Source organism: Pelagibius sp. CAU 1746, from assembly GCF_039839785.1.
Lineage (GTDB): Bacteria > Pseudomonadota > Alphaproteobacteria > Kiloniellales > Kiloniellaceae > Pelagibius.
On sequence record NZ_JBDOQT010000001.1, the window covers coordinates 1,585,062 to 1,607,182 of the forward strand.

The window sequence follows — 22,121 nt, forward strand, 5'->3', positions numbered from 1 at the left end:
CCATGACTGAGAAAAGCGAAGCGGCCTTGCCGCTCGCCCTTATCGTCGCGCGTGCCGACAACGGCGTCATCGGGCGTGAGGGCGGCATGCCCTGGCATCTTTCCGGCGATCTGAAGTTCTTCAAGGCCCAGACCCTGGGCAAGCCGGTGGTCATGGGGCGCAAGACCTTCCAGTCCATCGGCCGGCCGCTGCCGGGCCGCCCCAACCTGGTGATTACCCGCGACCCGGCGTTCCGTGCCGCAGGGGTCGAGGTCTTTCCCGGCATCGAGGCGGCGCTGGCCCGCGCCCAGGCCCTGGCGGCGGAGAGCGGGGCGGAGGAGGTGATGGTGATCGGCGGCGGCCAGATCTACGAACGGACCCTGCCGCTGGCCCGGCGTGTCTACCTGACCGAGGTGCACGCCAGTCCCGAGGGCGACACCGGGTTCCCCGATCTCGATCCGGCGGACTGGCGGGAGGTGCGGCGCGACCCGCCGGTTTCCGGCGGCGAGGGCCAGCCGGACATCAGCTTCGTGGTGCTGGAACGGCGCTGAGCGCCGGCGCTTTGCGGTGCAGGCGCAGCGGAAAGAGGGCGCGGCGGAAAGGCGGGTCGGCAGGGCGGTAAGCCGCCCTTGCGGCCAGGTTGTCGCCGGTGCCGCCGGGATTATACACTTCCGCAGGTAGGAGCTTTCGGCAAAAGCTCCCCGTTCAGAAATGGCGACGAAAAATGGGGAGGTTCTGTACCATGACCAAAGTCAGTTCATCCACCGAGTTGCCGGTGCCGGCCGCGACCGTCTGGGCCATGATCGGCAACTTCAACGCGCTGCCCGACTGGCACCCGGCGATCGAGAAAAGCGAGATCAAGAAGGAAGACGGCCGCACCCTGCGCAAGCTGTCCCTCATGGGCGGCGGCACCATCGAGGAGAAGCTGGAGCAGATCGACGACAAGGAGCGGCTCTATACCTACTCCATCCTGTCGGGTCCTCTGCCGGTTTCCAACTACACCGCGACCCTGCGGGTGCGCGGCGACGACAAGGGCAGCGGCTGCACTGTCGAGTGGTCGAGCGAGTTCGATGCCAAGGGCGCGCCGGAAAGCGCGGCCATCGAGGTCATCAGCGGGATCTACGAGGCCGGCTTCGAAAACCTGAAGAAGATGTTCGGCGGCTGAACTTCGCCGTCTGGGCGCCGGAATGTCGCCGCATTCGGCGGCTAGGCGTGAGAGGCGATCCAGGTTTTCCCGGAAAAGCTGTTGGGGTACACTGCCTCCAGCCGGAGACGGCGCCCGGCCCCGCGGCGGCTGACCGAAAGGCCCCGCGGCGGTATCTTGGAAGCGGTAGAGAGCCGCGGAAGAGGGTCCGGGCGCCGCCTCCGGCGTTTTCGTTACATCGGCGCCTTCTGCCCTCGCGCCGCCGGCCCCGGCGCCCGCGCGCGAGCGCGCGACCGCTGTGGTGGTGCTGAAAGGGGAGCGCCGGCTGGTGCTGCGGCGCGGCGCGGCGGAAATCGCCGCCTACGACATCGCCCTGGGCTTCGCCCCGGAAGGCCACAAGCGCCGCGAGGGCGACGGCCGCACCCCTGAGGGCCGCTACGTCATCGACTGGCGCAACGCCGGCAGCGCCTACCACCTCTCCCTGCACATTTCCTATCCCAGCGCCGCGGACAAGGCCGCGGCGGCTGCGGCAGGGCAGGACCCCGGCGGCATGATCATGATTCACGGTCTGCCCAACGGTCTGGGTTGGATTGGCGAGCGGCACAGGGCGCGCGACTGGACGGCGGGCTGCATCGCTGTCACCTCGGAGGAAATCGAGGAAATCTGGCGGCTGGTGCCCGACGGCACGCCGATCGAGATCAGGCCCTGATCCGGAAGGGCTGGTTCCCCGGAAAGCCTAGTTGCCGCCCTTGAGGCCGGGCCAGTTGGCGTCGGCCTTGGTGATGTTGCCGGGGATGTCCTCGGCCCAGCGGCTCTGCACCGACTTGGAGTAGTTCAGGTAGAGCTTGCCGTCCTCAATGCGCCAGGCCGCAGGGTCGGTGGAGGCGGTGTAGCCCTGGGAGACCGCCCAGGCACAATAGCCGCCGTACTGCGGGGCATAGCGCTCCGGCTCGGCGGCGAAGGCCTCGCGGTTGGCGGCGGAGGCGAAGCGCCAGGCCGCGCCGGCGAAGTCGTGGGTGAACTCAGGCTTGCCGCGGACCGGCTTGCCGTCGGTAAAGTAGGCGACGGGGTCGTAGCCCTGGATGGCCAGGCCGCCGCTGTTGAAGGTGGGGTCGAGGGCCCGGGCCGGCCCGGCGGCCAGCGCGCCGGCGGCCAGGCCTGCCGCGGCGGCCGCGAGGAAGCGGCGCCGTGACGGACTGCTGCTGGACATGCGGAATCTCCCTTTCGCGCAAGTGAACCGCCACAGGGTCGCGCGTTTGTCCGCGCGCGGCAAATCAAGCTGGCGTTACGCGGCGGTGAGGGCCCGGGAGCGCCGCGGCTTACTGCATGACGATCTTGGGAGCCTGGCGGCCGGCACCGCTCTGGGCCGAGACCTTCTCCCAGACCCGCTTGGCGATGGCCAGGAAGACCTGGGCGTTGGGGGTGTCGGGCTTGGAGACCGTCACCGGGCGGCCGTCGTCGGAGGTCTCGCGGATCTCGATGTCCAGCGGGATCTCGCCGAGGAACTCCATGCCCAGCTTGTCGGCCTCGCGCCTCGCGCCGCCGTGGCTGAAGATGTGCGACTCATGACCGCAGTTCGGGCAGACGAAGACGCTCATGTTCTCGATGATGCCCAGGACCGGCACGTCGACCTTGCGGAACATGTTGAGGCCCTTGCGGGCGTCCAGCAGGGCGATGTCCTGCGGTGTCGAGACGATGACGGCGCCGCTCAGCGGCACCTGCTGGGCCATGGTGAGCTGGGCGTCGCCGGTGCCCGGCGGCATGTCGACCACCAGCACGTCGAGCTCTCCCCAGTCGACGTCGCGCAGCATCTGCTGCAGGGCGCTCTGCACCATGGGGCCGCGCCAGATCATCGGCGTGTCTTCGGCCACCAGGAAGCCCATGGACATGCACTTGATGCCGTAGTTCTCCATGGGGTCGAGGGTCTTGCCGTCCGGCGATGTCGGCCGGCCGCTGATGCCCAGCATGCGCGGCTGCGAGGGACCGTAGATGTCGGCGTCCAGGACGCCGACTTTGAGGCCGAGCCGGGCCAGGGCGAGGGCGAGGTTGGCGGTGACGGTGGACTTGCCGACGCCGCCCTTGCCGCTGGCCACGGCGACGATGGAGCGGATGCCGGGGATCATGGCGCCTCCCGGACCCGAAGCGGGCGCGGAGGTCCGGCCGGGGGCGGCCTGCTGGGCCGGGGCGGCGCCGCCCTGGGGCGCGCGCTCGGCGGTCAGCACCGCCGTGACCGAGGTCACGCCCGCCAGGTCGTAGACCGCCTTCTCCGCCGCCTTGCGCAGCGGTTCCATGGCCTCGCCCTGGCGCGGGTCCACCTCGATGGCGAAGCCGACGTTGCCGTCCTTGACGATCAGCCCGGAGACCATGCCCAGGGCGACAATATCCTCACCCTTGGAAGGGTCTTTGACGCCCTTCAAGGCATCCAGTACGACGGCTTCGTTGATCCCACTCATTCCTTGAAAACTCCCCGGTCCGTCCGATATGCACGCAGGAGGTAGCAGTCAGACTCGGCTAGAACAATAGCTCAGCCGTGATATAAGACCGGCGCCCGGGGATTTCACCCTCGGACCAGGCCAGCTAGGGTAGCGGAAACGGCAACAGGGATAATCGGTATGCCTTGGGAAAATAAAGGTGGCGGCGGCTCTTGGGGCGGCGGTGGAGGCTCCGGCGGATCCGGCGGCGGCGGCCCGTGGGGCCGTGGCGGCGGCGGAGGCCAGGGCGGCGGACCGAGGCCCCCCGACTTCGAGGATTTCATCAAGAAGGGCCAGGACCGCTTCCGCACCATCCTGCCCGGCGGCTCCGGCGGCCTGGGCAAATCGGCCTGGCTGCTGATCGCCGTCGCCGTGGTGATCGCTTGGCTCTTCACCGGCCTCTATCGGGTTCAGACCAACGAGCAGGGCGTGGTGCTGCGCTTCGGCAAGTGGGTCGAAACCACCCAGCCGGGCCTGAACTGGCACCTGCCCTGGCCCATCGAGACTGCGCTGACCCCCAGCGTCACCTCGGTTCAGCAGATCGACATCGGTTTCCTTTCCACCGGAAACGAGCGCGCCCGTTCGGCGCGCCGCGACGTGGAAGAGGAAAGCCTGATGCTGACCGGTGATCAGAACATCATCGATATCGACTTCACGGTGCAGTGGAAGATCGCCGACGCCGGGCAGTACCTTTTCAACATCCGTGACCCGGAAGCGACGGTGAAGATCGCCGCCGAGAGCGCCATGCGCGAAATCATCGGCCGCACCGACATCCAGCCGGCGCTGACCGAGGCCCGCGGAACCGTGGCGGCCGAGGCGAGGAGCTTGTTGCAGGCCACGCTCAACGAGTACGAGGCGGGCATCGAGATCACTGAGCTGGCGCTGCAGGACGTGCAGCCGCCGCGTGCGGTGATCGACGCCTTCAACGATGTGCTGCGCGCCCAGCAGGACCGCGACCGTGCGCGCAATGAGGCGGACAGGTACCGCAACGACATCCTGCCGCGCGCCCGCGGCGACGCGCTGCGTGTCGTGCAGGAGGCCGAGGCCTACAAGGAGCAGCTCGAGAACGAGGCCGAAGGCGAGGCCGAGCGCTTCCTCTCGGTCTTCAACGCCTACAAGCAGAACCCGGGCGTGACCCGTCGGCGCATGTACCTGGAGACTCTGCAGGACGTGCTGAGCGATACCGACAAGGTGATCCTCGACCGTAGTGAGGGGCAGGGCGGCGTGGTTCCCTATCTGCCGTTGAACGAACTACGCGGCCGGTCAGGTTCGACCGGCAGCGGCGGCGGCAACTGAGGAGGCGACGCCATGCGTTTGAGCACAAATTTCATTATCGGTGCCGTGATCGTCGTCCTGGGCCTTGTCGCCTACGGCGCCCTCTTCACCGTCGACCAGCGCGAGCAGGCCATCGTCATGCAGTTCGGCGAGCCCAAGCGGGTTATCACCGAGCCGGGCCTGGCCTGGAAGGTGCCGCTCATTCAGAACGTGCAGTACTACGAAAAGCGGGTGCTGAACCTCGATCCCCCGGCGGAGAACATCCTGCTGTCGGACCAGAAGCGGCTGATCGTCGATGTCTTCGCGCGCTATCGTATCCATGATCCGCTGAAGTTCTTCCAGGCGGTGCGCAGCGAGGGCGTGGCCCGTCAGCGTCTCAGCGGCATCGTCAACGACCGCTTGCGCCAAATTCTGGGTAACTCGACCCTGTCCTCGGTGCTCTCCGACGAGCGCACGCAGATCCTGGCCGACCTGCGCGAGAGCGTGGACAAGGAGACGCGGAATTTCGGCATCGTCCTGGTCGACGTGCGTATCCGCCGCGCCGACCTGCCGGACGAGACCCGGGAATCGGTCTTCGACCGCATGCGCTCGGAGCGTGAGCGCGAGGCGGCGGAGTTCCGCGCCCAGGGCTTCGAGCAGTCCGAGCGCATCAAGGCCGCGGCCGACCGCGAGGCCACGGTCATTCGCGCCGAGGCCAAGCGCCAGTCGGAGATTCTGCGTGGCCAGGGCGAGGGGCGGAGGACGCAGATTCTCAACGATGCCTACGGCCAGGATCCCGACTTCTTCAACTTCTACCGCTCGATGCAGGCCTACAGCGCCTCGCTTGGCGCCGACAGCACCTACATGGTCCTGTCGCCGGACAGCGAGTTCTTCAGCTTCTTCAACCAGGCTGAAGAGGGTGCCGGCAACTAGCCGGCCGCCCCGGGCAGTCCCTGCGGGCCGGGAGGCGTTTTGGCGCCTCCCGCCTGGCCCGGGGACACGGCGGGGGGCACGGCGGGGGGCGCGGCCGAGGTCCCGCACCGGCCATGACTGATTTCCTGACGGCGCTGGCCCTGGTCCTGGTGATCGAGGGGCTGTTTCTCGCGGTGTTTCCGCGGCGCCTGCGGCAAATCGTTGAAATGCTGGCGGAAATATCGCCCGATTCCCTGCGGATCGGCGGCGTGGCGGCGGCGGCCCTGGGCGTATTCCTGGTGTGGCTGCTGCGCGGTTAGATCAACCCTGGATCAGGTGGAGCCGCCTGGAGGGGCAGAAATTGATCTATCCTGAAAGATGGCGCAACTTAACCGCTTCCGCTTGGCGCGGGTTGCGCCGGGAAACGCGGGAATGGCGTGGCCACGCCATAAATTCGCCCACTTCGTATCGCAGCTTGCAGGTGATACACTTTTTGTTGAGAGGGCCTACAAACTCCGCTCCAATAGTTCCAGATAGCGCTATACGACGCTTCAGGAGCCTCCAGGGCCATCCACCCTGCCGGAGCACTTCGCCAAGCGAGGGAGAGAACAGACTGTGACTCGAATTTCCGGAATGCAACGGCCTCCCATACGGCGCCGTGGCGCCACGGCGCGTGCCGCAACGCGGACGCCGCTGACCTGGCTGTTGAGTGCGGCGGCGGTGCTCACGGCCCTTTTGGCTCTGGCCTGGTCGTCGGCGGTGCAGGCGCGTTCGGCGCCCGACAGCTTCGCCGACCTGGCGGAACGCCTGCTGCCCACCGTGGTCAACATCCAGACCAGCCAGACCATCGAGGGCGGCCAGGCCGAACAGTTCGAGGAGTTCTTCAAGGAGTTCTTCGAGCGGCGCGGCGAAGGCGGCGAGCCGCCGCCGCAGCAGCAGCGCCGGGGCAGTTCCCTCGGCTCCGGCTTCATCATCGAACCCAGCGGCTTCATCGTCACCAACCACCACGTCATCGCCGATGCCGACGAGGTCGAGGTGGTGCTCTCCGACGGTACTTCGCTGGACGCCACCATCGTCGGCAGCGACAAAGACACCGATCTGGCACTGCTCAAGGTCGAGACCGATCGTCCTCTGCCGGCCACCACCTGGGGTGATTCCGACGAGACGCGGATCGGCGATTGGGTCGTTGCCATCGGCAATCCCTTCGGTCTGGGCGGCACCGTGACGGCGGGGATCGTCTCGGCGCGCCAGCGCGACATCAATGCCGGGCGCTACGACAACTTCATCCAGACCGACGCCGCCATCAACAAGGGCAACTCCGGCGGCCCGATGTTCAACATGGACGGCGAGGTGATCGGCATCAACACGGCGATCTTCTCCCCCTCCGGGGGCTCGGTGGGCATCGGCTTCGCCACGCCGTCCTCCATGGCCCGCAACATCATCGCCCAGCTGCGCGACACCGGCGAGGTGCGGCGCGGCTGGCTGGGCGTGCGCATCCAGAACGTGACCGACGAGCTGGCCGAGGGGCTGCGGCTCGACCGGCCGCGCGGCGCCTTGGTGGCGGCGGTGACGGAAGGCGGTCCGGCGGAATCCGGCGGCATCGAGCAGGGCGACGTGATCCTGGAGTTCAACGGCCGCGAGGTGCCGGAAATGCGCCGCCTGCCGGCCATGGTGGCGGAGACTTCCGTCGGCTCCACGGTGGACGTCACCATCTGGCGCAAGAACGCGGAGAAGAAACTGCGGATCACCATCGGTGAGCTGGAGGCCGAGCAGGTCGCCACCGCCCCGGCGACGCAGACGCCGCCGGAAGCCAAGCCGAAGGCGATGGAATCCCTCGGGTTGGCCCTTGGCGAGATCACGCCCGAACTGCGCAGCCGCTTCAGCCTGGACGAAGGCGCCAAGGGCGTCGTCATCGTCGAGGTGAAGGACGGCAGCTCCGGCGCCGAGAAGGGTTTGAAGGCAGGCGACGTCATCGTCGAGGTCGACCAGGAAGAAGTCGCCACGCCGGCCGACGTGGTGGAGAAGGTCGAGCGGGCGAAGTCGGAAGGTTACCGCGTGGTCACCCTGCTGGTGTTCCGCCAGGGCGACTTCCAGTGGGTGGCCGTCAGGATCGATCAGAGCTGATCGGCGGGCGGCGAGCCTCTTAGCGAAACGGCGGCCTCTTCGGGCCGCCGTTTTTCTTTTGCGCGCCTCGTCCTCTGCCCCGCCTCGTCCTCTGCCCCGCCTCGTCCTCTGCCCCGCCTCGTCCTCTGCTAGGGCTCGCGGATCTCGTCGGCGTGGTAGCCCTGGAGAAACAGCAGGCCGGTCAGGTCGCCATGGTCGATGCGGTAGTGCGCCGCGGCGCGCACTTTGGGCTTGCCGTGGAAGGCGACGCCCAGGCCGGCGGCGCCCAGCATGTCCAGGTCGTTGGCGCCGTCGCCCACCGCGCAGGCGTCGTTGGGCACCAGGCCGCGGGCGGCGGAAAGCTCCTGCAGCGTTTGCAGCTTGGCGGCGCGGCCCAGCACCGGCGGAGTCACCTCGCCGGTCAAGGCGCCGTCGGTCACCTCCAGCCGGTTGGCCCGGTCTTCGTCGAAGCCGCAGACCTCGCGGACCAGGCTGGTGAAGCAGGTGAAGCCGCCGGAGACCAGGGCGCAGTAGGCGCCGTGGGCGCGCATGGTCGCCACCAGGGCGCGGGCGCCGGGATTCAGGGTCATGCGCTCGGCCGCATCTTCCAGCGCCGTCAACGGCATGCCTTTCAGCAGACCGACTCTTTCGCGCAACGCGGCCTCGAAATCCAGTTCGCCGGCCATGGCCAGCGCGGTGATCTCCGCCACCTCTTCATGGATGCCGGCCACCTCGGCCAGCTCGTCGAGCATCTCCTCGCGGATGATGGTCGATTCCATGTCGGCCAGCAGCAGCTTCTTGCGCCGCCCGGCGGCGGGCTGGATCGCCAGGTCCAGGGGCGAGGGGCCCAGGGCCTCGCGCACCAGGGCATGGGTGATGGTGGGTTCGCTGCCCTCGAACTCGATGTCGCAGGCGATATCCTCGGCCAGCCAGTCGGCCGCGCCGGCCGTACTGTGGCTGTTGTCGATGGCGCGGCGCGCGGCATCGACAAGGGCAGCCGACAGCGGCCTTGAGTGCGAGTCCCCAATCACGGTAAGCACGTAGTGCATCGGCGGCTTATACAGAGCCCGCCCCCTGTCCCGCAAGCGCACAGCCGCGATGGACGAGCCTTCATGCCAGTAAAGACATCCCCTTCGCATGCCTGACGACGAGCAAAAGCCGCTGGTGATGATGATCGCCGGCCCCACGGCCTCCGGAAAGTCCGCGCTGGCCGCGGCCGTGGCGGCGGAGTGGGGCGGCACCGTGATCAATGCCGATTCCATGCAGATCTACAAAGAGCTGTCGATCCTCACCGCGCGGCCGGGCGGTGCCGAACTGCGCGCCGCGCCGCATCGCCTCTACGGCGTGCTCTCCGGCGCCGAGGCCTGCTCCGTCGGGCGCTGGCGCGAGATGGCCCTCAGCGAGGTCGAGAGTGCGCTGGCGGCGGGGCGCCTGCCGATCCTGGTGGGGGGCACGGGGCTCTACCTGAAGGCCTTCGCCGAGGGGCTGAACGCGGTGCCCAAAGTGCCGGCTCCGGTCCGCGCCGCCGCCCGCGCCGACCTGGCGGAGATGGGGAAGGCCGCCTTCCACGCCCGCCTGGCGGAGCGCGATCCGGTGATGGGCGTCCGTCTGGAACCGGGCGACAGCCAGCGCCTGCTGCGCGCCTGGGAGGTGCTGACGGCCACCGGGCGCTCGCTGGCCGAGTGGCAGGCCGCGCCCGCGCAGCCGGCGCCTTATCGTTTCGCCAGGCTCTGCCTGCTGCCGCCGCGCCCGGCGCTCTACGCCACCTGCGACGCCCGCCTGGCGGCCATGATCGCATCCGGGCCGTCGGGCGGCGGCGCGCTGGAGGAGGTCGCGGCCCTGGTGGCGCTGAACCTCGACCCGGCGCTGCCGGTCATGAAAGCGGTGGGGGTGCCGGAGTTCGCCGCCTATCTGGCCGGGGACCTCAGCCTGGAGGCGGCCCTGGCCCGGGCCCAGCAGGCGACCCGGCGCTATGCGAAGCGGCAGATGACCTGGCTGCGCCACCAGTTTTTAGGTAACGATCCGACTGTTCATGTCATCGAAACGCAATATTCAGAAAGCTTGATGGCGGAAACTTTTTCGAAAATTCGTCAAAACCTATTGACCGACCCGGGCTAAGGGTCTAGGGTCCGCCTCCTTGCCCCGCGAAATCGCGGGCGAAGGCTGTGAAATCATTGGAAATTGTTCGCGCTTGGCCGGTTCTGCCGGCCAATTTTATGTGATGTTCGGATGTGCTTGACCGGTCCCGGAGTTCGAGGGGCAAGGACAAGGTCCGGCGGGAAGACGGCAAGACGAGAGGTAGAAGAAGATGTCGGCGGAACAGAAGACCGGTGCGGAGATGTTGATCAGGGCCCTGAGGGATCAGGGCGTTGACGTCATTTTTGGCTATCCCGGCGGCGCCGTACTTCCGATCTACGATGCGCTCTTCCAGCAGAACGACATCCAGCACATCCTGGTGCGCCAGGAAGGCGGCGCGGTGCATGCCGCGGAGGGCTACGCCCGTTCCACCGGCAAGGTCGGCGTGGTTCTGGTGACCTCCGGTCCCGGCGCCACCAACGCGGTGACGGGCCTGACCGACGCGCTGATGGATTCCATCCCCGTGGTCTGCCTGACCGGCCAGGTCCCGACGCACCTGATCGGCAACGACGCCTTCCAGGAGGCCGACACCACGGGCATCACCCGGCCCTGCACCAAGCACAATTACCTGGTGAAGGACATCACCGACCTGCCGCGCATCATGCACGAGGCCTTCTATGTCGCGCGCAGCGGCCGGCCCGGCCCGGTGGTGGTCGATCTGCCCAAGGACGTGCTGCAGGGCAAGAGCGACCACTACGTGGCGCCGGAGGAGGTGACGCACCGCAGCTACCGCCCGCAGGTGAAGGCCGAGGACGCGAAGATCGCCGAGGCTGTGGAGATGATCGCCGGCGCCAAGCGCCCCATCGTCTATGCCGGCGGCGGCGTCATCAACGCCGGGCCCAAGGCCTGCGAGCTGCTGACCCGCTTCGTTCGTATGCTGGGCGTGCCCTGCACCAACACGCTGATGGGGCTGGGTGCCTACCCGGGCACCGATCCGCAGTTCCTCGGCATGCTGGGCATGCACGGGACCTACGAGGCGAACCTCGCCATGTACAACTGCGACGTCATGATCAACATCGGCGCGCGCTTCGACGACCGCGTGACCGGGCGCCTGGACGAATTCTCGCCGCGCTCCAAGAAGATCCACGTCGACATCGACGCGTCGTCGATCAACAAGAACGTGATGGTCGACCTGCCGATCGTCGGCGACGCCGGCTCGGTTCTCGAGGATCTGCTGGCCGCCTGGCAGGCGCGCAAGCTGGAGCTGGACCAGAAGGCGCTGAAGGCCTGGTGGCAGAAGATCGAGGAATGGCGCGCCCGCGACTGCCTGAAGTTCGAGCAGAAGGGCCAGGAGATCAAGCCGCAGCACGCCATCAAGCGGCTCTACGAGCTGACCAAGGACCGCAACCCCTATATCGCTACGGAGGTCGGCCAGCACCAGATGTGGGCGGCCCAGTATTTCAAGTTCGACGAGCCGAACCACTGGATGACTTCCGGCGGCCTCGGCACCATGGGCTACGGCATGCCCGCGGCCATGGGCGTGCAGCGCGCCCATCCCGACGCCCTGGTCATCGACATCGCCGGCGAAGCCTCGATCCTGATGAACATTCAGGAACTGTCGTGCATCGCCCAGTACAATCTGCCGGTCAAGATCTTCATCGTGAACAATCAGTGGATGGGCATGGTGCGCCAGTGGCAGGAGCTGCTGCATGGCGGGCGCTATTCGGAGAGCTACTCCGCCGCGCTTCCCGATTTCGTGAAGCTGGCCGAGTCCTTCCACGCCGTCGGGATCCGCTGCGACAAGGCCGACGAGCTGGACGACAAGATCATGGAAATGATCGAGACGCCCAAGCCGGTGGTCTTCGACTGCCTCGTCACCAAGGACGAGAACTGCTTCCCGATGATTCCCTCGGGGGCGGCGCACTACGAGATGCTGCTGGGCCCCGACGACAAGGTCGGCAAGCCGATTTCCGAGGAAGGCATGGTTCTCGTATAGGGCCGCGCCGGCGTCCACGCCCCCTCATCCTCCGGACCAAGATCGATAGATTAGGAAGCGGGGGCCGAAAAGCCCCCTGTCAGAGCCATGGCCAACCGTAAAGACGAAGCAATCGAAAAGCGCACCATCGCGGTGCTGGTGGACAACGAGCCCGGCGTGCTGGCGCGCGTCATCGGCCTCTTCTCCGGGCGCGGCTACAACATCGAGAGCCTGACCGTGTCGGAGGTCGATCCGCGCCAGCGCTTCTCCCGCATCACCGTGGTGACCTCGGGGACGCCGCAGATCCTGGAGCAGATAAAGGCGCAGCTCGACCGCCTTGTGCCGGTGCATCGGGTCAGCGACCTGTCCCAGGACGGCGCCTCGGTGGAGCGGGAACTGGCCCTGGTCAAGGTCGCCGGCAGCGGCGACAAGCGCGTCGAGAGCCTGCGTATCGCCGACATCTTCCGCGCCCGCGTGGTCGACTCCAGCCACGACCACTTCGTCTTCGAGATGACCGGCAAGAGCGAGAAGCTGGACGTCTTCATCGACCTGATGCAGCCCCTGGGCCTGGTCGACGTCTCCCGCACCGGCGTGGTCGCCATCTCCCGCGGCCCGCAGGGACTCTAGGCTGGGGCCGTCGCGCTGCGGCTGGGCCTGCGGGGCCATGCCGTCGCGCAAGGCCGCCCGCGCCGGACTCTTCGCAAGGATTTTTCATCTTTCCGGCGTATATTGCGCAGCGTCTTGACGCCATTCCTTCGAGGGCTCCATGTGCCGCTGGCTGGCCTATACCGGTGCGCCGGTTTTTCTTGAAGATCTGATCTGCAAGCCGGTCCACTCGCTGATCGAGCAGAGCCTCTGCGCCACCGAGGCCAAGTCCCCGACCAACGGCGACGGCTTCGGCATCGGCTGGTACGGCGAGCGCCCGGAACCGGGGCTCTATCGCGAGGTTCTGCCGGCGTGGAACGACCCCAACCTGAGGAGCCTGGCCTATCAGATCAGCGCCGGGATGTTCTTCGCCCACGTGCGCGCCTCCACCGGCACCGGGTCTTCGCGGCCCAACTGCCACCCCTTCGCCCACGGGCGCTGGCTGTTCATGCACAACGGACAGATCGGCGGCTACCACAGGTTGCGCCGGCCGCTGGAATCCCTCATCCCCGACAGCTACTACCAGTACCGGGAAGGCACCACCGACAGCGAGGTGCTGTTCTACCTGCTCTTCGCCAACGGCCTGGAGGAAGACCCGGTGGGCGCCCTGTCGCGGACGCTGGCCCAGGTACGGGGGGTGACGGCCGAGCACGCTGTCCGCGCGCCGCTGCGCTTCACCGCGGCGCTCAGCGATGGGCAAACGGTCTATGCGGTGCGCCATGCCAGCGATCAGGCGCCCCCCAGCCTCTACTGGCGGGCCGCCGACTGCGGCGGCAAGCGCTCCGTCTCCGTCGTTTCGGAGCCGCTGGAGCAGCCGGAAACCTGGCAGTCGGTGCCCGCCGACCGGGTGCTGGTGGTGGGGCCGGACCTCGCGGTCGGGTTCGAGGCCCTGGAGCTCCCGCGCGCGGCTGCCGAATAGGGCCGAGTTCCCCGATTTTCCGCCGTTTGGCGGCTATGCGGCAGGCGCAGGGGGCCATGCCGGGAATCCCGTTGCGCTTTGCCTTTCGGCGCTTTAGAACCCCGGCGAGCCTTTTCGGACAACAAAAGTACATAGGGAGACGGCCGCAATGCGCGTCTATTACGATCGGGACGCCGACGTCAATCTGATCAAGGGCAAGAAAGTTGCCATCGTCGGCTACGGCAGCCAGGGCCACGCCCACGCCAACAACCTGAAGGACAGCGGAGTTTCCGAGGTCCGCGTCGCGCTGCGCGCCGGGTCGGCCACGGCCAAGAAGGCGGAGAACGCCGGCCTCCAGGTCATGACCCCGGAGGAGGCCGCCAAGTGGGCTGACGTGGTCATGATGCTGACCCCGGACGAGCTGCAGGCCGATATCTACCGCGACAGCCTGGAAGCCAACATGAAGGAGGGCGCGGCCCTGGCCTTCGCCCATGGCTTGAACGTCCACTTCAACCTCATCGAGCCGCGCAAGGACCTCGACGTCTTCATGATCGCGCCCAAGGGCCCGGGCCATACCGTGCGCTCCGAATACGTGCGCGGCGGCGGCGTGCCCTGCCTCATCGCCGTGGCGCAGAACGCCTCGGGCAACGCCCAGGAGATCGCGCTCAGCTACGCCTCCGCCATCGGCGGCGGGCGCTCGGGCGTCATCGAGACCACCTTCAAGGAAGAGTGCGAGACCGACCTCTTCGGCGAGCAGGTGGTGCTCTGCGGCGGCCTGACGGCGCTGATCCAGGCCGGCTACGAGACCCTCTGCGAGGCCGGCTACGCCCCGGAGATGGCCTACTTCGAGTGCCTGCACGAAGTGAAGCTGATCGTCGACCTGATGTACGAGGGCGGCATGGCCAACATGCGCTACTCGATCTCCAACACCGCCGAGTTCGGCGATTACATGACCGGCCCGCGCATCGTCACCGAGGAGACCAAGGCCGAGATGAAGCGGGTGCTGGACGACATCCAGGCCGGCCGCTTCGCGCGCGACTGGGTGACCGAGTGCAAGGCCGGCCAGCCCTCCTTCAAGGCCCTGCGCCGCCGCCACGCCGAGCACTCCATCGAGGAAGTCGGCGCCAAGCTGCGCGCCATGATGCCCTGGATCGCGGCCAACCAGCTGGTCGATAAAGAGAAGAACTAAGTTCTTCCTTCGGGCTTTTCAGCTCGGCCTCGGGCCTCGCGCCGTTCCGGCACGGGGCCCGAAGTGTTTTCGGGGGGCGGACTCCGGTCCGTGGCTCCACCCCCTCCTGACCTCCCCCCATCGAGGGGGGAGGGACGATAGCGGCCGCCTCGCAAACCATTCCCTCCCCCTTGATGGAGGAGGGCCAGGGTGGGGGTGGGCAGCCGCTCCGACATTGGATAACTTTCCGCCCGCCATGACCACGACCGCCATCCCGACCCTCACCACCAAGCGCCTGATCCTGCGTCCCTGGCGCGACAGCGACCTGGCGCCCTTCGCGGCGCTGAACGCCGATCCCGAGGTCATGGAGCACTTCCCGGCGTCCTTGAGCCGGGAGGAGAGCGAGGCCATGGTCGGCCGCCTGCGGGCGCACTTCGCCGAGCGCGGCTTCGGCTGGTGGGCGGCGGAGCTGCCGGGGGAGGCGCCCTTCATCGGCTTCATTGGCATCTGGGTTCCCAACTTCGAGGCCCACTTCACCCCCTGCGTCGAGGTCGGCTGGCGCCTCGCCCGGCCCTTCTGGGGCCGCGGCTACGCCACCGAGGGCGCGCGGGAATGCCTGCGTTTCGGCTTCCAGGATCTGGGCCTGGAGGAGATCGTTTCCCTGACCACCACGACCAACGCCCGCTCCCAGGCGGTCATGCGCCGTCTCGGCATGACCTGCGATCCCGCCGACGATTTCGACCATCCCAAGCTGCCGCAGGGCCACCGCCTGTGCCGGCATGTGCTGTATCGGCTGAAAGGCGCGGACTGGAGTAACGGGCAGTGAGCAAATGCGGCATCCTTTGCCGCCGCCGGCATGGCGGCCCGGACGGGTCCGCGGATCGGAGAGAGCTGCGCCGATCCGCGAATTGACCGCGGTCCGGTCCGGCAAGCCGGAAGCCGAAGGACTCAGGAGAGCCTTCGGCGGTCAGTAAGTCCCAGGCTCTCAAGTCCCCACTCTGAGCGGCCCGGCCATGCGGCGCAGGGTGGCCAGCACCGAGAGGGCGGTGATCTTGCCGGTCTTTGGGTTTTCTTCCGTCGGCACGTTCTCGATGGTCATGGTCAGGCGCGCGGCGTCGGCCTCGACCCGCACGGTGTGGGTGTTGCGGGTGACCGTGGGGTCGGCCCAGATCTGCAGGGAGGTCTTGTCGGGGCCGATGCCGGCGAGGCTGAGCGCCGCGGCGACGTTCACGTTGGCCGGGAAGCCCTTGGCGCCGTCGCGGGCGGTGCCCTCGAAGACCAGCTTGGGCTCGGTGAGGTTCTCGACCGAGATGTCGTTTTCGACCAGGTGCGGCGCGCCGGCGAGGCCGCCGGGCGGCTTGCGGGTCACCAGGGTGACGCTCTCCACCGGCCCCTCGGCGCAGGCCCGGACGGCGTCCAGGCCCAGCAGGGCGCCGGTCGGCACCACGATGGTGCCGCCTTTCTCGCGCGCCAGGTCGATCAGCTCCGGCCGCGGCAGCAGCGCACCGACCGACAGCGGGATCAGGGTCTTGCCCTGGCCGAGGACGGATCGGGCCAACTCGGCGAAATGCGCCGCGGGCAGGCACTCGATCACCACGTCGGCCGCCGCCAGGTCCTGATACGGCAGGACGGGCACGGGCCGCTTGAACCCGGCCATGCGGCCCTCGGCCTTGGCGGTATCGCGCGCCGAGACGGCGGCCAAGCTCAGCCCGGGCAGCTTTCCGGCGTCCAGGGCTTCGGCCACGGCATAGCCGATGGCGCCGAAGCCGGCGATGGCGACAGTGATCTGATCTGACAAGAAAGTTACTCCCAAGATCGAAAGATTTCCGTAGGTTACGATGAAGCGCGGCGTTCAGGCGTTGTCACGCGAAGCCAGGGCGTTAAAGTACCAATTGGAAGACCGCGTGCCATCCCCGAGGTAGCGCAAAGCCACCAGCCGGAGGCCGCGGTTTCGTTTTTTCTGACTGGCGCACGACCATCCGGCGTGTGAGCCCAATAAATACAACCCCTCGACAGGGATGGGAGGACGGATATCATGATGAAGAGCAAAACGATGCTGGGTGCGGCGGGGCTGCTTGCGGCGGTCGCCGCCGGCGCGGTGCCGAACGGGGCTTCCGCGGCGGTCGACATTCCCTGCCGCACCGCCAAGCTGATCGTGCCCTGGGGCGCCGGCGGCGGTACCGACGTCATCTTCCGCGTTTTCGTGGACGCGGCCAACAAGCACGGCGCCGATCCGGAGCTGCAGGTCGTCAACATCGGCGGCCAGGGCGGCAACAAGGGCGCCAAGGAAGCGGTCAAGGCCAAGGCCGACGGCTGCACGCTGTTCGCCATTCACCAGAGCGCCATCACGTCTTTCCTGAACGGGCGCGTCGACTTTACCTGGGACGCTTTCGAGCCGGTCTCCATGCTGACCCGGACGCCGGCGATCTTCGGCGCCAACCCCGACGTGCCCTACAACAACATCAACGAGCTGGTGGCCGCGGCCAAGGAAAAGCCGGGCGAGATCGTTGCCGGCGGCACCCTGGGCTCGACCAGCCACTTCGTCTTCCTGCTGCTGGAAGACGCGGCGGGCGTGAAGTTCAAGCATGTTTCCTATGACGGCACCCGTGAGCGCATGACCGCGCTGCTGGCCAAGAACATCGAGCTGGGCGAGATCAACCTGGCCGCTGCCAAGAAGTACATCACCACCGGCGAGCTGAAGGCTCTGGGCATCACCACGCCGGAGCGTAACGCCGAGATCCCCGATGTGCCGACGCTGAACGAGCAGGGCTACGATATGGTCTATGGAACAGACCGCGGCGTGATGCTGCCCAAGGGCACGCCCCAGGAACTGATCGACCACTACGCGTCGGTCTTCAAGAAGGCGGCGGAAGACCCCGAGGTCTTGGCGCAGATGGAAGCCAAGGGCACCCAGGTGGTCTACCTCGACCCGGCCGAGTACACCGCCTACTTCGAGGACACCTTCAGCAGGTGGAAGCGCATCGCCAAGGAAGTGGGCCTCTACAAGGGCGAATAGGCGGCACTTGGTGCTGGGCGTGAGCGCCGGCGGAGAGGGCGGCCGGGAAAACTCCCGGCTCCCGCTCTTCGCCGGGCCGGCGCCGAGCGCGTCTTGTCGGGAAATTTGACCACAGGGCAGCCTGCCGCAGAAGCTGCGACAACTCAGCAGGCGTGAAAGCAAGGGGAGGCAGGCGTTGTCTCGGATCAATCGCGATGTCGTGGTGGCATTGCTGCTGCTGCTGTTCTGCGGCGTCTTTCTCTGGGAATCGGCCCACATCAGGTTGACCGACTATGCTTCCATGAACTCTCGGGCATGGCCGCAACTCGTCCTGGGCGTCCTGACGCTGGCCTCGCTCGTCTACCTCTGGCAGGCCGTGACGGGACGAGTCGCAGCGGCCGAGCAGGAAGAGGAGGCGCCGGTCCCCGCGGAGGGCGGAATCCTCGGCTGGTGCCTGCGCTACCGCAACGCGCTGATCTGCTATGCGCTGTTCTTCGGCTTTCTGATCACCCTCGACTACCTCGGCATGCTGCTCGGCGGCATCCTCTTCGTCTTCCTGGCCTTGACGCTCCTGGGGCGGCCCAGGCTCTCGCTGGTCGTGCTGCATGCGGCGGTCGCGATCGGCTCGGTCGGCGCCATGTGGGCCATCTTCACCTTCGGATTGCGCGTCTTCCTGCCGGAAGGCGAGCTGCTGCGAATCTACTAGGCGCGGGGCGTAGTCATGGGTTTCGAACCGCTCTGGGGCGCCTTCGGCGAAGTCTTCTCCGCCTATAACCTCATTCTCATGTTCGTGGGCGTGACGGCCGGCCTGATCGCCGGCTCGATCCCCGGTTTCACCATCACCATGGCGGTGGTCCTTACGCTGCCCTTCACCTTCGGCCTCAGCGCCGTGGAGGGCCTGGCCACCATGATCGGCGTCTTCGTCGGCGGGCTTTCCGGCGGGCTTATGTCGGGAATGTTGACCGGCATTCCCGGCACGCCGTCGTCCGTCGCCACCGTCTTCGACGGCTTTCCCCTGGTGCGCAAGGGCAAGCCCGGCCTGGCGCTGGGCCTCGGCGTCTGGTCGTCCTTCTTCGGCGGCATCATCTCCGCCATCATTCTGGTCCTGCTGGCCCCGCAGCTTGCCCGCATCGGGCTGGAGTTCGGCCCCTGGGATTTCTTCGCCCTGGTGATCTTCGCGCTGACCATCACAGCCAGCCTGTCGGGCGAGAACCTGACCAAGGGCATCATCGCCGGCCTCTTGGGACTGCTGATCTCGACCATGGGCGAGGACGACATCAACGGAGTCGCGCGCTTCAACTTCGGCACCGAGGTGCTGCAGGACAAGCTGGAGTTCCTGCCGGTGCTGGTCGGTCTCTTCGCCTTCTCTCAGCTCTTGAGCGACGTGCGCGATCCGGAGCGCGCGCGCCGGCCCTTGATGGAACGCACGGCCAAGGCGGTCCGTGTCGAGCACCTGGCGGCGGTCCGGACGATCCTGACCCATTGGCTGAACCTGGTGCGTTCCGCCTTCATCGGTGTCTTTACCGGCATTCTGCCGGCGGCCGGCGGCTCGATCTCCAACATCCTGGCCTACGACCAGGCCAAGAAGGCCTCCAAGCGGCCGCAGGACTTCGGCAACGGCTCGCCCGAGGGCATCATCGCGCCGGAAGCCTCCAACAACGCCACGGCCGGCGGCGCGCTGATCACCATGATGGCGCTGGGCATTCCCGGCGACATCGTGACGGCGGTCATGCTGGGGGCGCTGCTGATCCACAACGTGCAGCCCAGCCCGACCTTCATTTCCGACAATCCGCAATTGGCTTATGCGATCTTCGTCGCCTTCTTCCTGGCGCACTTCATCATGATCGTCATGCAGGCGTTCTGCCTGCGGGCCTTTCTGTGGATCGTGCGCATGCCGATGTATTTCCTGGCGGCGGTGATCCTGATGTACTGCGCCATCGGTGTCTTTGCCCTGGGCAACGTCACGTTCAACATCTGGGTGCTCTTCGCCTTTGGAATCATCGGCTATGTGATGAAATTGTTCGGCTTTCCCCTCGCGCCCATCATACTGGGCGTGGTGCTGGGCAATATCGCGGAGCTCAACCTGTCCCGCGCCTTGGGCATCAGCGACGACCTGACCCTCTTCATCACCCGGCCCTGGTCGCTGTTCTTCCTGATCGTCGCTCTGTTTTCGGCGGCCTTCCCCTGGTACCAGCGGATGCGGACGGCGCGGGTCTGGACGCTGTTCTACGTTCCGGCGGCCAGTTTGGCGCTCTCCATCCCCCTATTCATGATGGAAGGCCTGGTCAGGCCGCTGCTGGGCGCGCTGTTGATCGCCTGGTCGGTTTACACGCTCTATCGACACAGGCAGGCGGGCTGGGCCCTGCCGGAGGCGCCGCGCGAGACCTGACGGCGGGGCGGGCCCTCGCTTCGAGTGGCGGTCTGCCGGATGAAGGTCCGCCGGGCGACGCCTTGCCGGCCCCGGGCGGAGGGCGAGGCCGCTGCCTTTCCGCAACCTGGGGAAAACCTTCCTGCGTGGAAAAAACGTAGGAAGCGCCTGGACTTCAGCAATTCTTAACGCTTCCAAATTAGATATTGTTAACCTCAAGAGTGGGGTTTAGAAAAGTAGGCGTTAACCACGCTTCTGAACCGAATGGTGGTCCCGTGCAGGGGCCGTTGCGCTGAAGACGGGACACGGCGCGACAGGTCGAGGGTCTCGACCCCTCCGATAGGGGGCCTCCGGAAGGGGGACGGCAGAAGCAGTGACCCTTCCCGTGGCCTCTAGGATCGGCCGTGCGCCCAGCTTTTCTTCCGCCGCTCTCCGCCGCCCCGGTCAACCGGGCCGGTGGCTCGGGGAACGTGAATTTGACGGGACGTGGCGGCCGCGCAGGCCCGCGGCCCGAGGCAAGGGTGTAACAGGCAGTGGCGAGCAAGCAGGCCCAGGCGAAGAAGGACGCGACCGGCGGTAAATCCGCCGGGGAGCGCGTCTTTATCTTCGACACCACTCTGCGCGACGGCGAGCAGTCGCCGGGCTGCTCCATGAACCTCGAGGAAAAGCTGCAGGTCGCCCACGTCCTGGAGGAAATGGGCGTCGACGTCATCGAGGCCGGCTTTCCCATCGCCTCCAAGGGCGACTTCGAGGCCGTCCAGGCGGTGGCCGCCGCGGTCAAGGCGGCCCGCGTCGCCGGTCTGGCCCGCGCCACCCAGCGCGACATCGACCGCGCGGCCGAAGCCCTGGAGGGCGCCGCCGCCCCGCGCATCCACACCTTCATCTCCACCAGCCCGCTGCACATGAAGTTCAAGCTGCAGATGGAGCCGGAGGCGGTGCACCAGGCGGTGATCGACAGCGTCGGCCACGCCCGCAACCTCTGCGACGACGTGGAGTGGTCGCCCGAGGACGGCACCCGCACCGAGCACGATTTCCTCTGCCGCTGCGTGGAATCGGCGATCAAGGCCGGCGCCGGGACCATCAACATTCCCGACACCGTGGGCTATACCGTTCCCGAGGAGTTCCACGCCCTCATCGCCATGCTGAAAAACCGGGTGCCGAACATCGACAAGGCGGTGATCTCGGTGCATTGCCACAACGATCTGGGCCTCGGCGTCGCCAACTCCCTGGCCGCCGTGCAGGCCGGTGCCCGTCAGGTGGAGTGCACCATCAACGGCATCGGCGAGCGCGCCGGCAACGCGGCCATGGAAGAGGTGGTCATGGCGCTGCGCACCCGCCACGACGCCATGCCCTATGTGACCGGCGTCAAGACCGAGATGATCACCAAGGCCTCGCGCCTGGTCTCCGCCATTACCGGCTTCTCGGTGCAGCCCAACAAGGCCATCGTCGGCGCCAACGCCTTCGCCCATGAATCCGGCATCCACCAGGACGGCATGCTGAAGAATGCCGAGACCTACGAGATCATGACGCCGGAATCGGTCGGCCTCAGCCGCTCGACCCTGGTCATGGGCAAGCATTCCGGGCGCCACGCCTTCAAGTCCAAGCTGGAAGAGCTGGGCTTCACCCTGAACGACAACGAGATCCAGGACGCTTTCGTCCGCTTCAAGGACCTGGCCGACGCCAAGAAGGACGTCTACGACGAGGACATCATCGCCCTGGTCGACGACGCCGTGCTGCGCCACAACGACCGGCTGCGCTTCGTCTCCCTGCAGGTGGTCTGCGGTTCCAAGGGCCCGCAGACGGCCGAGCTGGAGATGGAGATCGACGGCGAGGCCAAGGCGGCCAAGGCCGCGGGCAACGGCCCGGTCGACGCCACCTTCGCGGCGATCTCGCAGCTTTTCCCCCACGAGGCCGGCCTGCAGCTCTATCAGGTCCATGCGGTGACCGAAGGTACCGATGCGCAGGCGGAAGTAACGGTCCGTTTGGAAGAGAATGGTAAAACGGTAAACGGCCAGGGCGCGGATCATGATACCCTGGTGGCCTCGGCGCGGGCCTACATCAACGCGCTGAACAAATTACTGGTGAAGCGGGAAAAGACGGCACCCCAGGTGATGTCGGCCTGATCCAGGCTTC

At 67.1% G+C, this 22,121-nt stretch carries 20 protein-coding genes and 1 pseudogene; 17 read left to right on the forward strand and 4 right to left on the reverse strand.

Annotated features, from left to right (window positions below):
* Positions 1-2: 2 nt before the first annotated feature.
* From AAFN88_RS07530 to AAFN88_RS07540, 3 genes are all read left to right on the forward strand, one after another.
* The gene (locus AAFN88_RS07530) at positions 3-530 is read left to right on the forward strand and encodes a dihydrofolate reductase (protein WP_347519507.1); all 528 of its coding nucleotides are present in this window, start codon (positions 3-5) and stop codon (positions 528-530) included.
* Between the two features lie 191 nt (positions 531-721).
* Positions 722-1,144: an SRPBCC family protein gene (locus tag AAFN88_RS07535; protein WP_347519509.1), complete on the forward strand. Its 423-nt coding sequence runs from the start codon at positions 722-724 to the stop codon at positions 1,142-1,144.
* 277 nt (positions 1,145-1,421) lie between these two features.
* Positions 1,422-1,832 carry a L,D-transpeptidase family protein gene (locus AAFN88_RS07540; RefSeq protein ID WP_347519511.1) on the forward strand — a complete coding sequence of 137 codons (411 nt, stop codon included), beginning with the start codon at positions 1,422-1,424 and terminating at the stop codon, positions 1,830-1,832.
* A 27-nt stretch (positions 1,833-1,859) separates the two neighbouring features.
* On the opposite strand, the gene AAFN88_RS07545 is transcribed toward AAFN88_RS07540, so the two are convergent.
* Positions 1,860-2,333: a YHS domain-containing (seleno)protein gene (locus AAFN88_RS07545; protein ID WP_347519513.1), complete on the reverse strand. Its 474-nt coding sequence runs from the start codon at positions 2,331-2,333 to the stop codon at positions 1,860-1,862.
* 109 nt (positions 2,334-2,442) lie between these two features.
* Positions 2,443-3,576: an iron-sulfur cluster carrier protein ApbC gene (gene apbC / locus AAFN88_RS07550; RefSeq protein WP_347519514.1), complete on the reverse strand. Its 1,134-nt coding sequence runs from the start codon at positions 3,574-3,576 to the stop codon at positions 2,443-2,445.
* Positions 3,577-3,735: 159 nt separating this feature from the next.
* On the opposite strand from apbC, the gene hflK reads away from it, so the two are divergent.
* The 4 genes from hflK (at position 3,736) to AAFN88_RS07570 (ending at position 7,884) form a co-directional block, all read left to right on the forward strand.
* Positions 3,736-4,890, forward strand: coding sequence for an FtsH protease activity modulator HflK (gene hflK / locus AAFN88_RS07555; RefSeq protein WP_347519516.1), 1,155 nt, complete (start codon positions 3,736-3,738; stop codon positions 4,888-4,890).
* A gap of 12 nt (positions 4,891-4,902) precedes the next feature.
* A complete protein-coding gene (locus AAFN88_RS07560) occupies positions 4,903-5,781 on the forward strand; it encodes a protease modulator HflC (RefSeq protein WP_347519517.1) in 879 nt (292 codons plus the stop codon).
* Positions 5,782-5,894: 113 nt separating this feature from the next.
* Positions 5,895-6,080 (forward strand): DUF2065 domain-containing protein, encoded by a 186-nt coding sequence (locus AAFN88_RS07565; RefSeq protein ID WP_347519519.1) that lies wholly within the window; start codon positions 5,895-5,897, stop codon positions 6,078-6,080.
* Positions 6,081-6,393: 313 nt separating this feature from the next.
* Positions 6,394-7,884, forward strand: a complete 1,491-nt coding sequence (locus tag AAFN88_RS07570) for a DegQ family serine endoprotease (RefSeq protein WP_347519521.1) — start codon at positions 6,394-6,396, stop codon at positions 7,882-7,884.
* Between the two features lie 128 nt (positions 7,885-8,012).
* Here AAFN88_RS07570 and serB read toward each other — a convergent pair whose 3' ends face one another.
* On the reverse strand, positions 8,013-8,912 hold the full coding sequence (gene serB, locus AAFN88_RS07575) for a phosphoserine phosphatase SerB (protein ID WP_347519523.1): 900 nt from the start codon (positions 8,910-8,912) through the stop codon (positions 8,013-8,015).
* Positions 8,913-9,000: 88 nt separating this feature from the next.
* Here serB and miaA point away from each other — a divergent pair, with 88 nt between their 5' ends.
* The 6 genes and pseudogenes from miaA to AAFN88_RS07605 all read left to right on the forward strand — a co-directional run bounded on the left by miaA (position 9,001) and on the right by AAFN88_RS07605 (position 15,451).
* Positions 9,001-9,981 carry a tRNA (adenosine(37)-N6)-dimethylallyltransferase MiaA gene (miaA, locus tag AAFN88_RS07580; protein WP_347519524.1) on the forward strand — a complete coding sequence of 327 codons (981 nt, stop codon included), beginning with the start codon at positions 9,001-9,003 and terminating at the stop codon, positions 9,979-9,981.
* A 190-nt stretch (positions 9,982-10,171) separates the two neighbouring features.
* Positions 10,172-11,935: an acetolactate synthase 3 large subunit gene (locus tag AAFN88_RS07585; protein WP_347519525.1), complete on the forward strand. Its 1,764-nt coding sequence runs from the start codon at positions 10,172-10,174 to the stop codon at positions 11,933-11,935.
* Between the two features lie 87 nt (positions 11,936-12,022).
* Positions 12,023-12,541, forward strand: a complete 519-nt coding sequence (gene ilvN, locus AAFN88_RS07590; RefSeq protein WP_347519526.1) for an acetolactate synthase small subunit — start codon at positions 12,023-12,025, stop codon at positions 12,539-12,541.
* A gap of 139 nt (positions 12,542-12,680) precedes the next feature.
* Entirely contained in the window at positions 12,681-13,478 is a 798-nt protein-coding gene (locus AAFN88_RS07595) for a class II glutamine amidotransferase (RefSeq protein WP_347519529.1), read from the forward strand.
* 142 nt (positions 13,479-13,620) lie between these two features.
* Positions 13,621-14,646 (forward strand): annotated as a pseudogene (gene ilvC, locus AAFN88_RS07600) (ketol-acid reductoisomerase); the annotation flags it as partial.
* Between the two features lie 235 nt (positions 14,647-14,881).
* Entirely contained in the window at positions 14,882-15,451 is a 570-nt protein-coding gene (locus AAFN88_RS07605; RefSeq protein WP_347519530.1) for a GNAT family N-acetyltransferase, read from the forward strand.
* 159 nt (positions 15,452-15,610) lie between these two features.
* Here the strand turns inward: AAFN88_RS07605 and AAFN88_RS07610 are convergent, their stop codons facing one another.
* Positions 15,611-16,423, reverse strand: a complete 813-nt coding sequence (locus AAFN88_RS07610) for an aspartate dehydrogenase (RefSeq protein ID WP_347519532.1) — start codon at positions 16,421-16,423, stop codon at positions 15,611-15,613.
* 237 nt (positions 16,424-16,660) lie between these two features.
* On the opposite strand from AAFN88_RS07610, the gene AAFN88_RS07615 reads away from it, so the two are divergent.
* From AAFN88_RS07615 to AAFN88_RS07630, 4 genes are all read left to right on the forward strand, one after another.
* Positions 16,661-17,641 carry a tripartite tricarboxylate transporter substrate binding protein gene (locus AAFN88_RS07615; RefSeq protein WP_347519534.1) on the forward strand — a complete coding sequence of 327 codons (981 nt, stop codon included), beginning with the start codon at positions 16,661-16,663 and terminating at the stop codon, positions 17,639-17,641.
* Positions 17,642-17,816: 175 nt separating this feature from the next.
* Positions 17,817-18,326 (forward strand): tripartite tricarboxylate transporter TctB family protein, encoded by a 510-nt coding sequence (locus AAFN88_RS07620; protein WP_347519536.1) that lies wholly within the window; start codon positions 17,817-17,819, stop codon positions 18,324-18,326.
* A 15-nt stretch (positions 18,327-18,341) separates the two neighbouring features.
* Positions 18,342-20,009, forward strand: coding sequence for a tripartite tricarboxylate transporter permease (locus tag AAFN88_RS07625; RefSeq protein ID WP_347519537.1), 1,668 nt, complete (start codon positions 18,342-18,344; stop codon positions 20,007-20,009).
* A gap of 512 nt (positions 20,010-20,521) precedes the next feature.
* Positions 20,522-22,111, forward strand: coding sequence for a 2-isopropylmalate synthase (locus AAFN88_RS07630; RefSeq protein WP_347519540.1), 1,590 nt, complete (start codon positions 20,522-20,524; stop codon positions 22,109-22,111).
* Positions 22,112-22,121 lie beyond the last annotated feature (10 nt).

What these genes read in the sequence shown, in the direction of transcription:
- apbC (WP_347519514.1), bottom strand. Translation starts at nt 3,576, where the DNA reads ATGAGTGGGATCAACGAAGCCGTCGTACTGGATGCCTTGAAGGGCGTC.
- AAFN88_RS07595 (WP_347519529.1), top strand. Translation starts at nt 12,681, where the DNA reads ATGTGCCGCTGGCTGGCCTATACCGGTGCGCCGGTTTTTCTTGAAGAT.
- ilvN (WP_347519526.1), top strand. Translation starts at nt 12,023, where the DNA reads ATGGCCAACCGTAAAGACGAAGCAATCGAAAAGCGCACCATCGCGGTG.
- AAFN88_RS07625 (WP_347519537.1), top strand. Translation starts at nt 18,342, where the DNA reads ATGGGTTTCGAACCGCTCTGGGGCGCCTTCGGCGAAGTCTTCTCCGCC.
- AAFN88_RS07565 (WP_347519519.1), top strand. Translation starts at nt 5,895, where the DNA reads ATGACTGATTTCCTGACGGCGCTGGCCCTGGTCCTGGTGATCGAGGGG.
- AAFN88_RS07615 (WP_347519534.1), top strand. Translation starts at nt 16,661, where the DNA reads ATGATGAAGAGCAAAACGATGCTGGGTGCGGCGGGGCTGCTTGCGGCG.
- AAFN88_RS07530 (WP_347519507.1), top strand. Translation starts at nt 3, where the DNA reads ATGACTGAGAAAAGCGAAGCGGCCTTGCCGCTCGCCCTTATCGTCGCG.
- hflK (WP_347519516.1), top strand. Translation starts at nt 3,736, where the DNA reads ATGCCTTGGGAAAATAAAGGTGGCGGCGGCTCTTGGGGCGGCGGTGGA.
- serB (WP_347519523.1), bottom strand. Translation starts at nt 8,912, where the DNA reads ATGCACTACGTGCTTACCGTGATTGGGGACTCGCACTCAAGGCCGCTG.
- AAFN88_RS07605 (WP_347519530.1), top strand. Translation starts at nt 14,882, where the DNA reads ATGACCACGACCGCCATCCCGACCCTCACCACCAAGCGCCTGATCCTG.
- AAFN88_RS07560 (WP_347519517.1), top strand. Translation starts at nt 4,903, where the DNA reads ATGCGTTTGAGCACAAATTTCATTATCGGTGCCGTGATCGTCGTCCTG.
- AAFN88_RS07535 (WP_347519509.1), top strand. Translation starts at nt 722, where the DNA reads ATGACCAAAGTCAGTTCATCCACCGAGTTGCCGGTGCCGGCCGCGACC.
- miaA (WP_347519524.1), top strand. Translation starts at nt 9,001, where the DNA reads ATGCCTGACGACGAGCAAAAGCCGCTGGTGATGATGATCGCCGGCCCC.
- AAFN88_RS07545 (WP_347519513.1), bottom strand. Translation starts at nt 2,333, where the DNA reads ATGTCCAGCAGCAGTCCGTCACGGCGCCGCTTCCTCGCGGCCGCCGCG.
- AAFN88_RS07570 (WP_347519521.1), top strand. Translation starts at nt 6,394, where the DNA reads ATGCAACGGCCTCCCATACGGCGCCGTGGCGCCACGGCGCGTGCCGCA.
- AAFN88_RS07585 (WP_347519525.1), top strand. Translation starts at nt 10,172, where the DNA reads ATGTCGGCGGAACAGAAGACCGGTGCGGAGATGTTGATCAGGGCCCTG.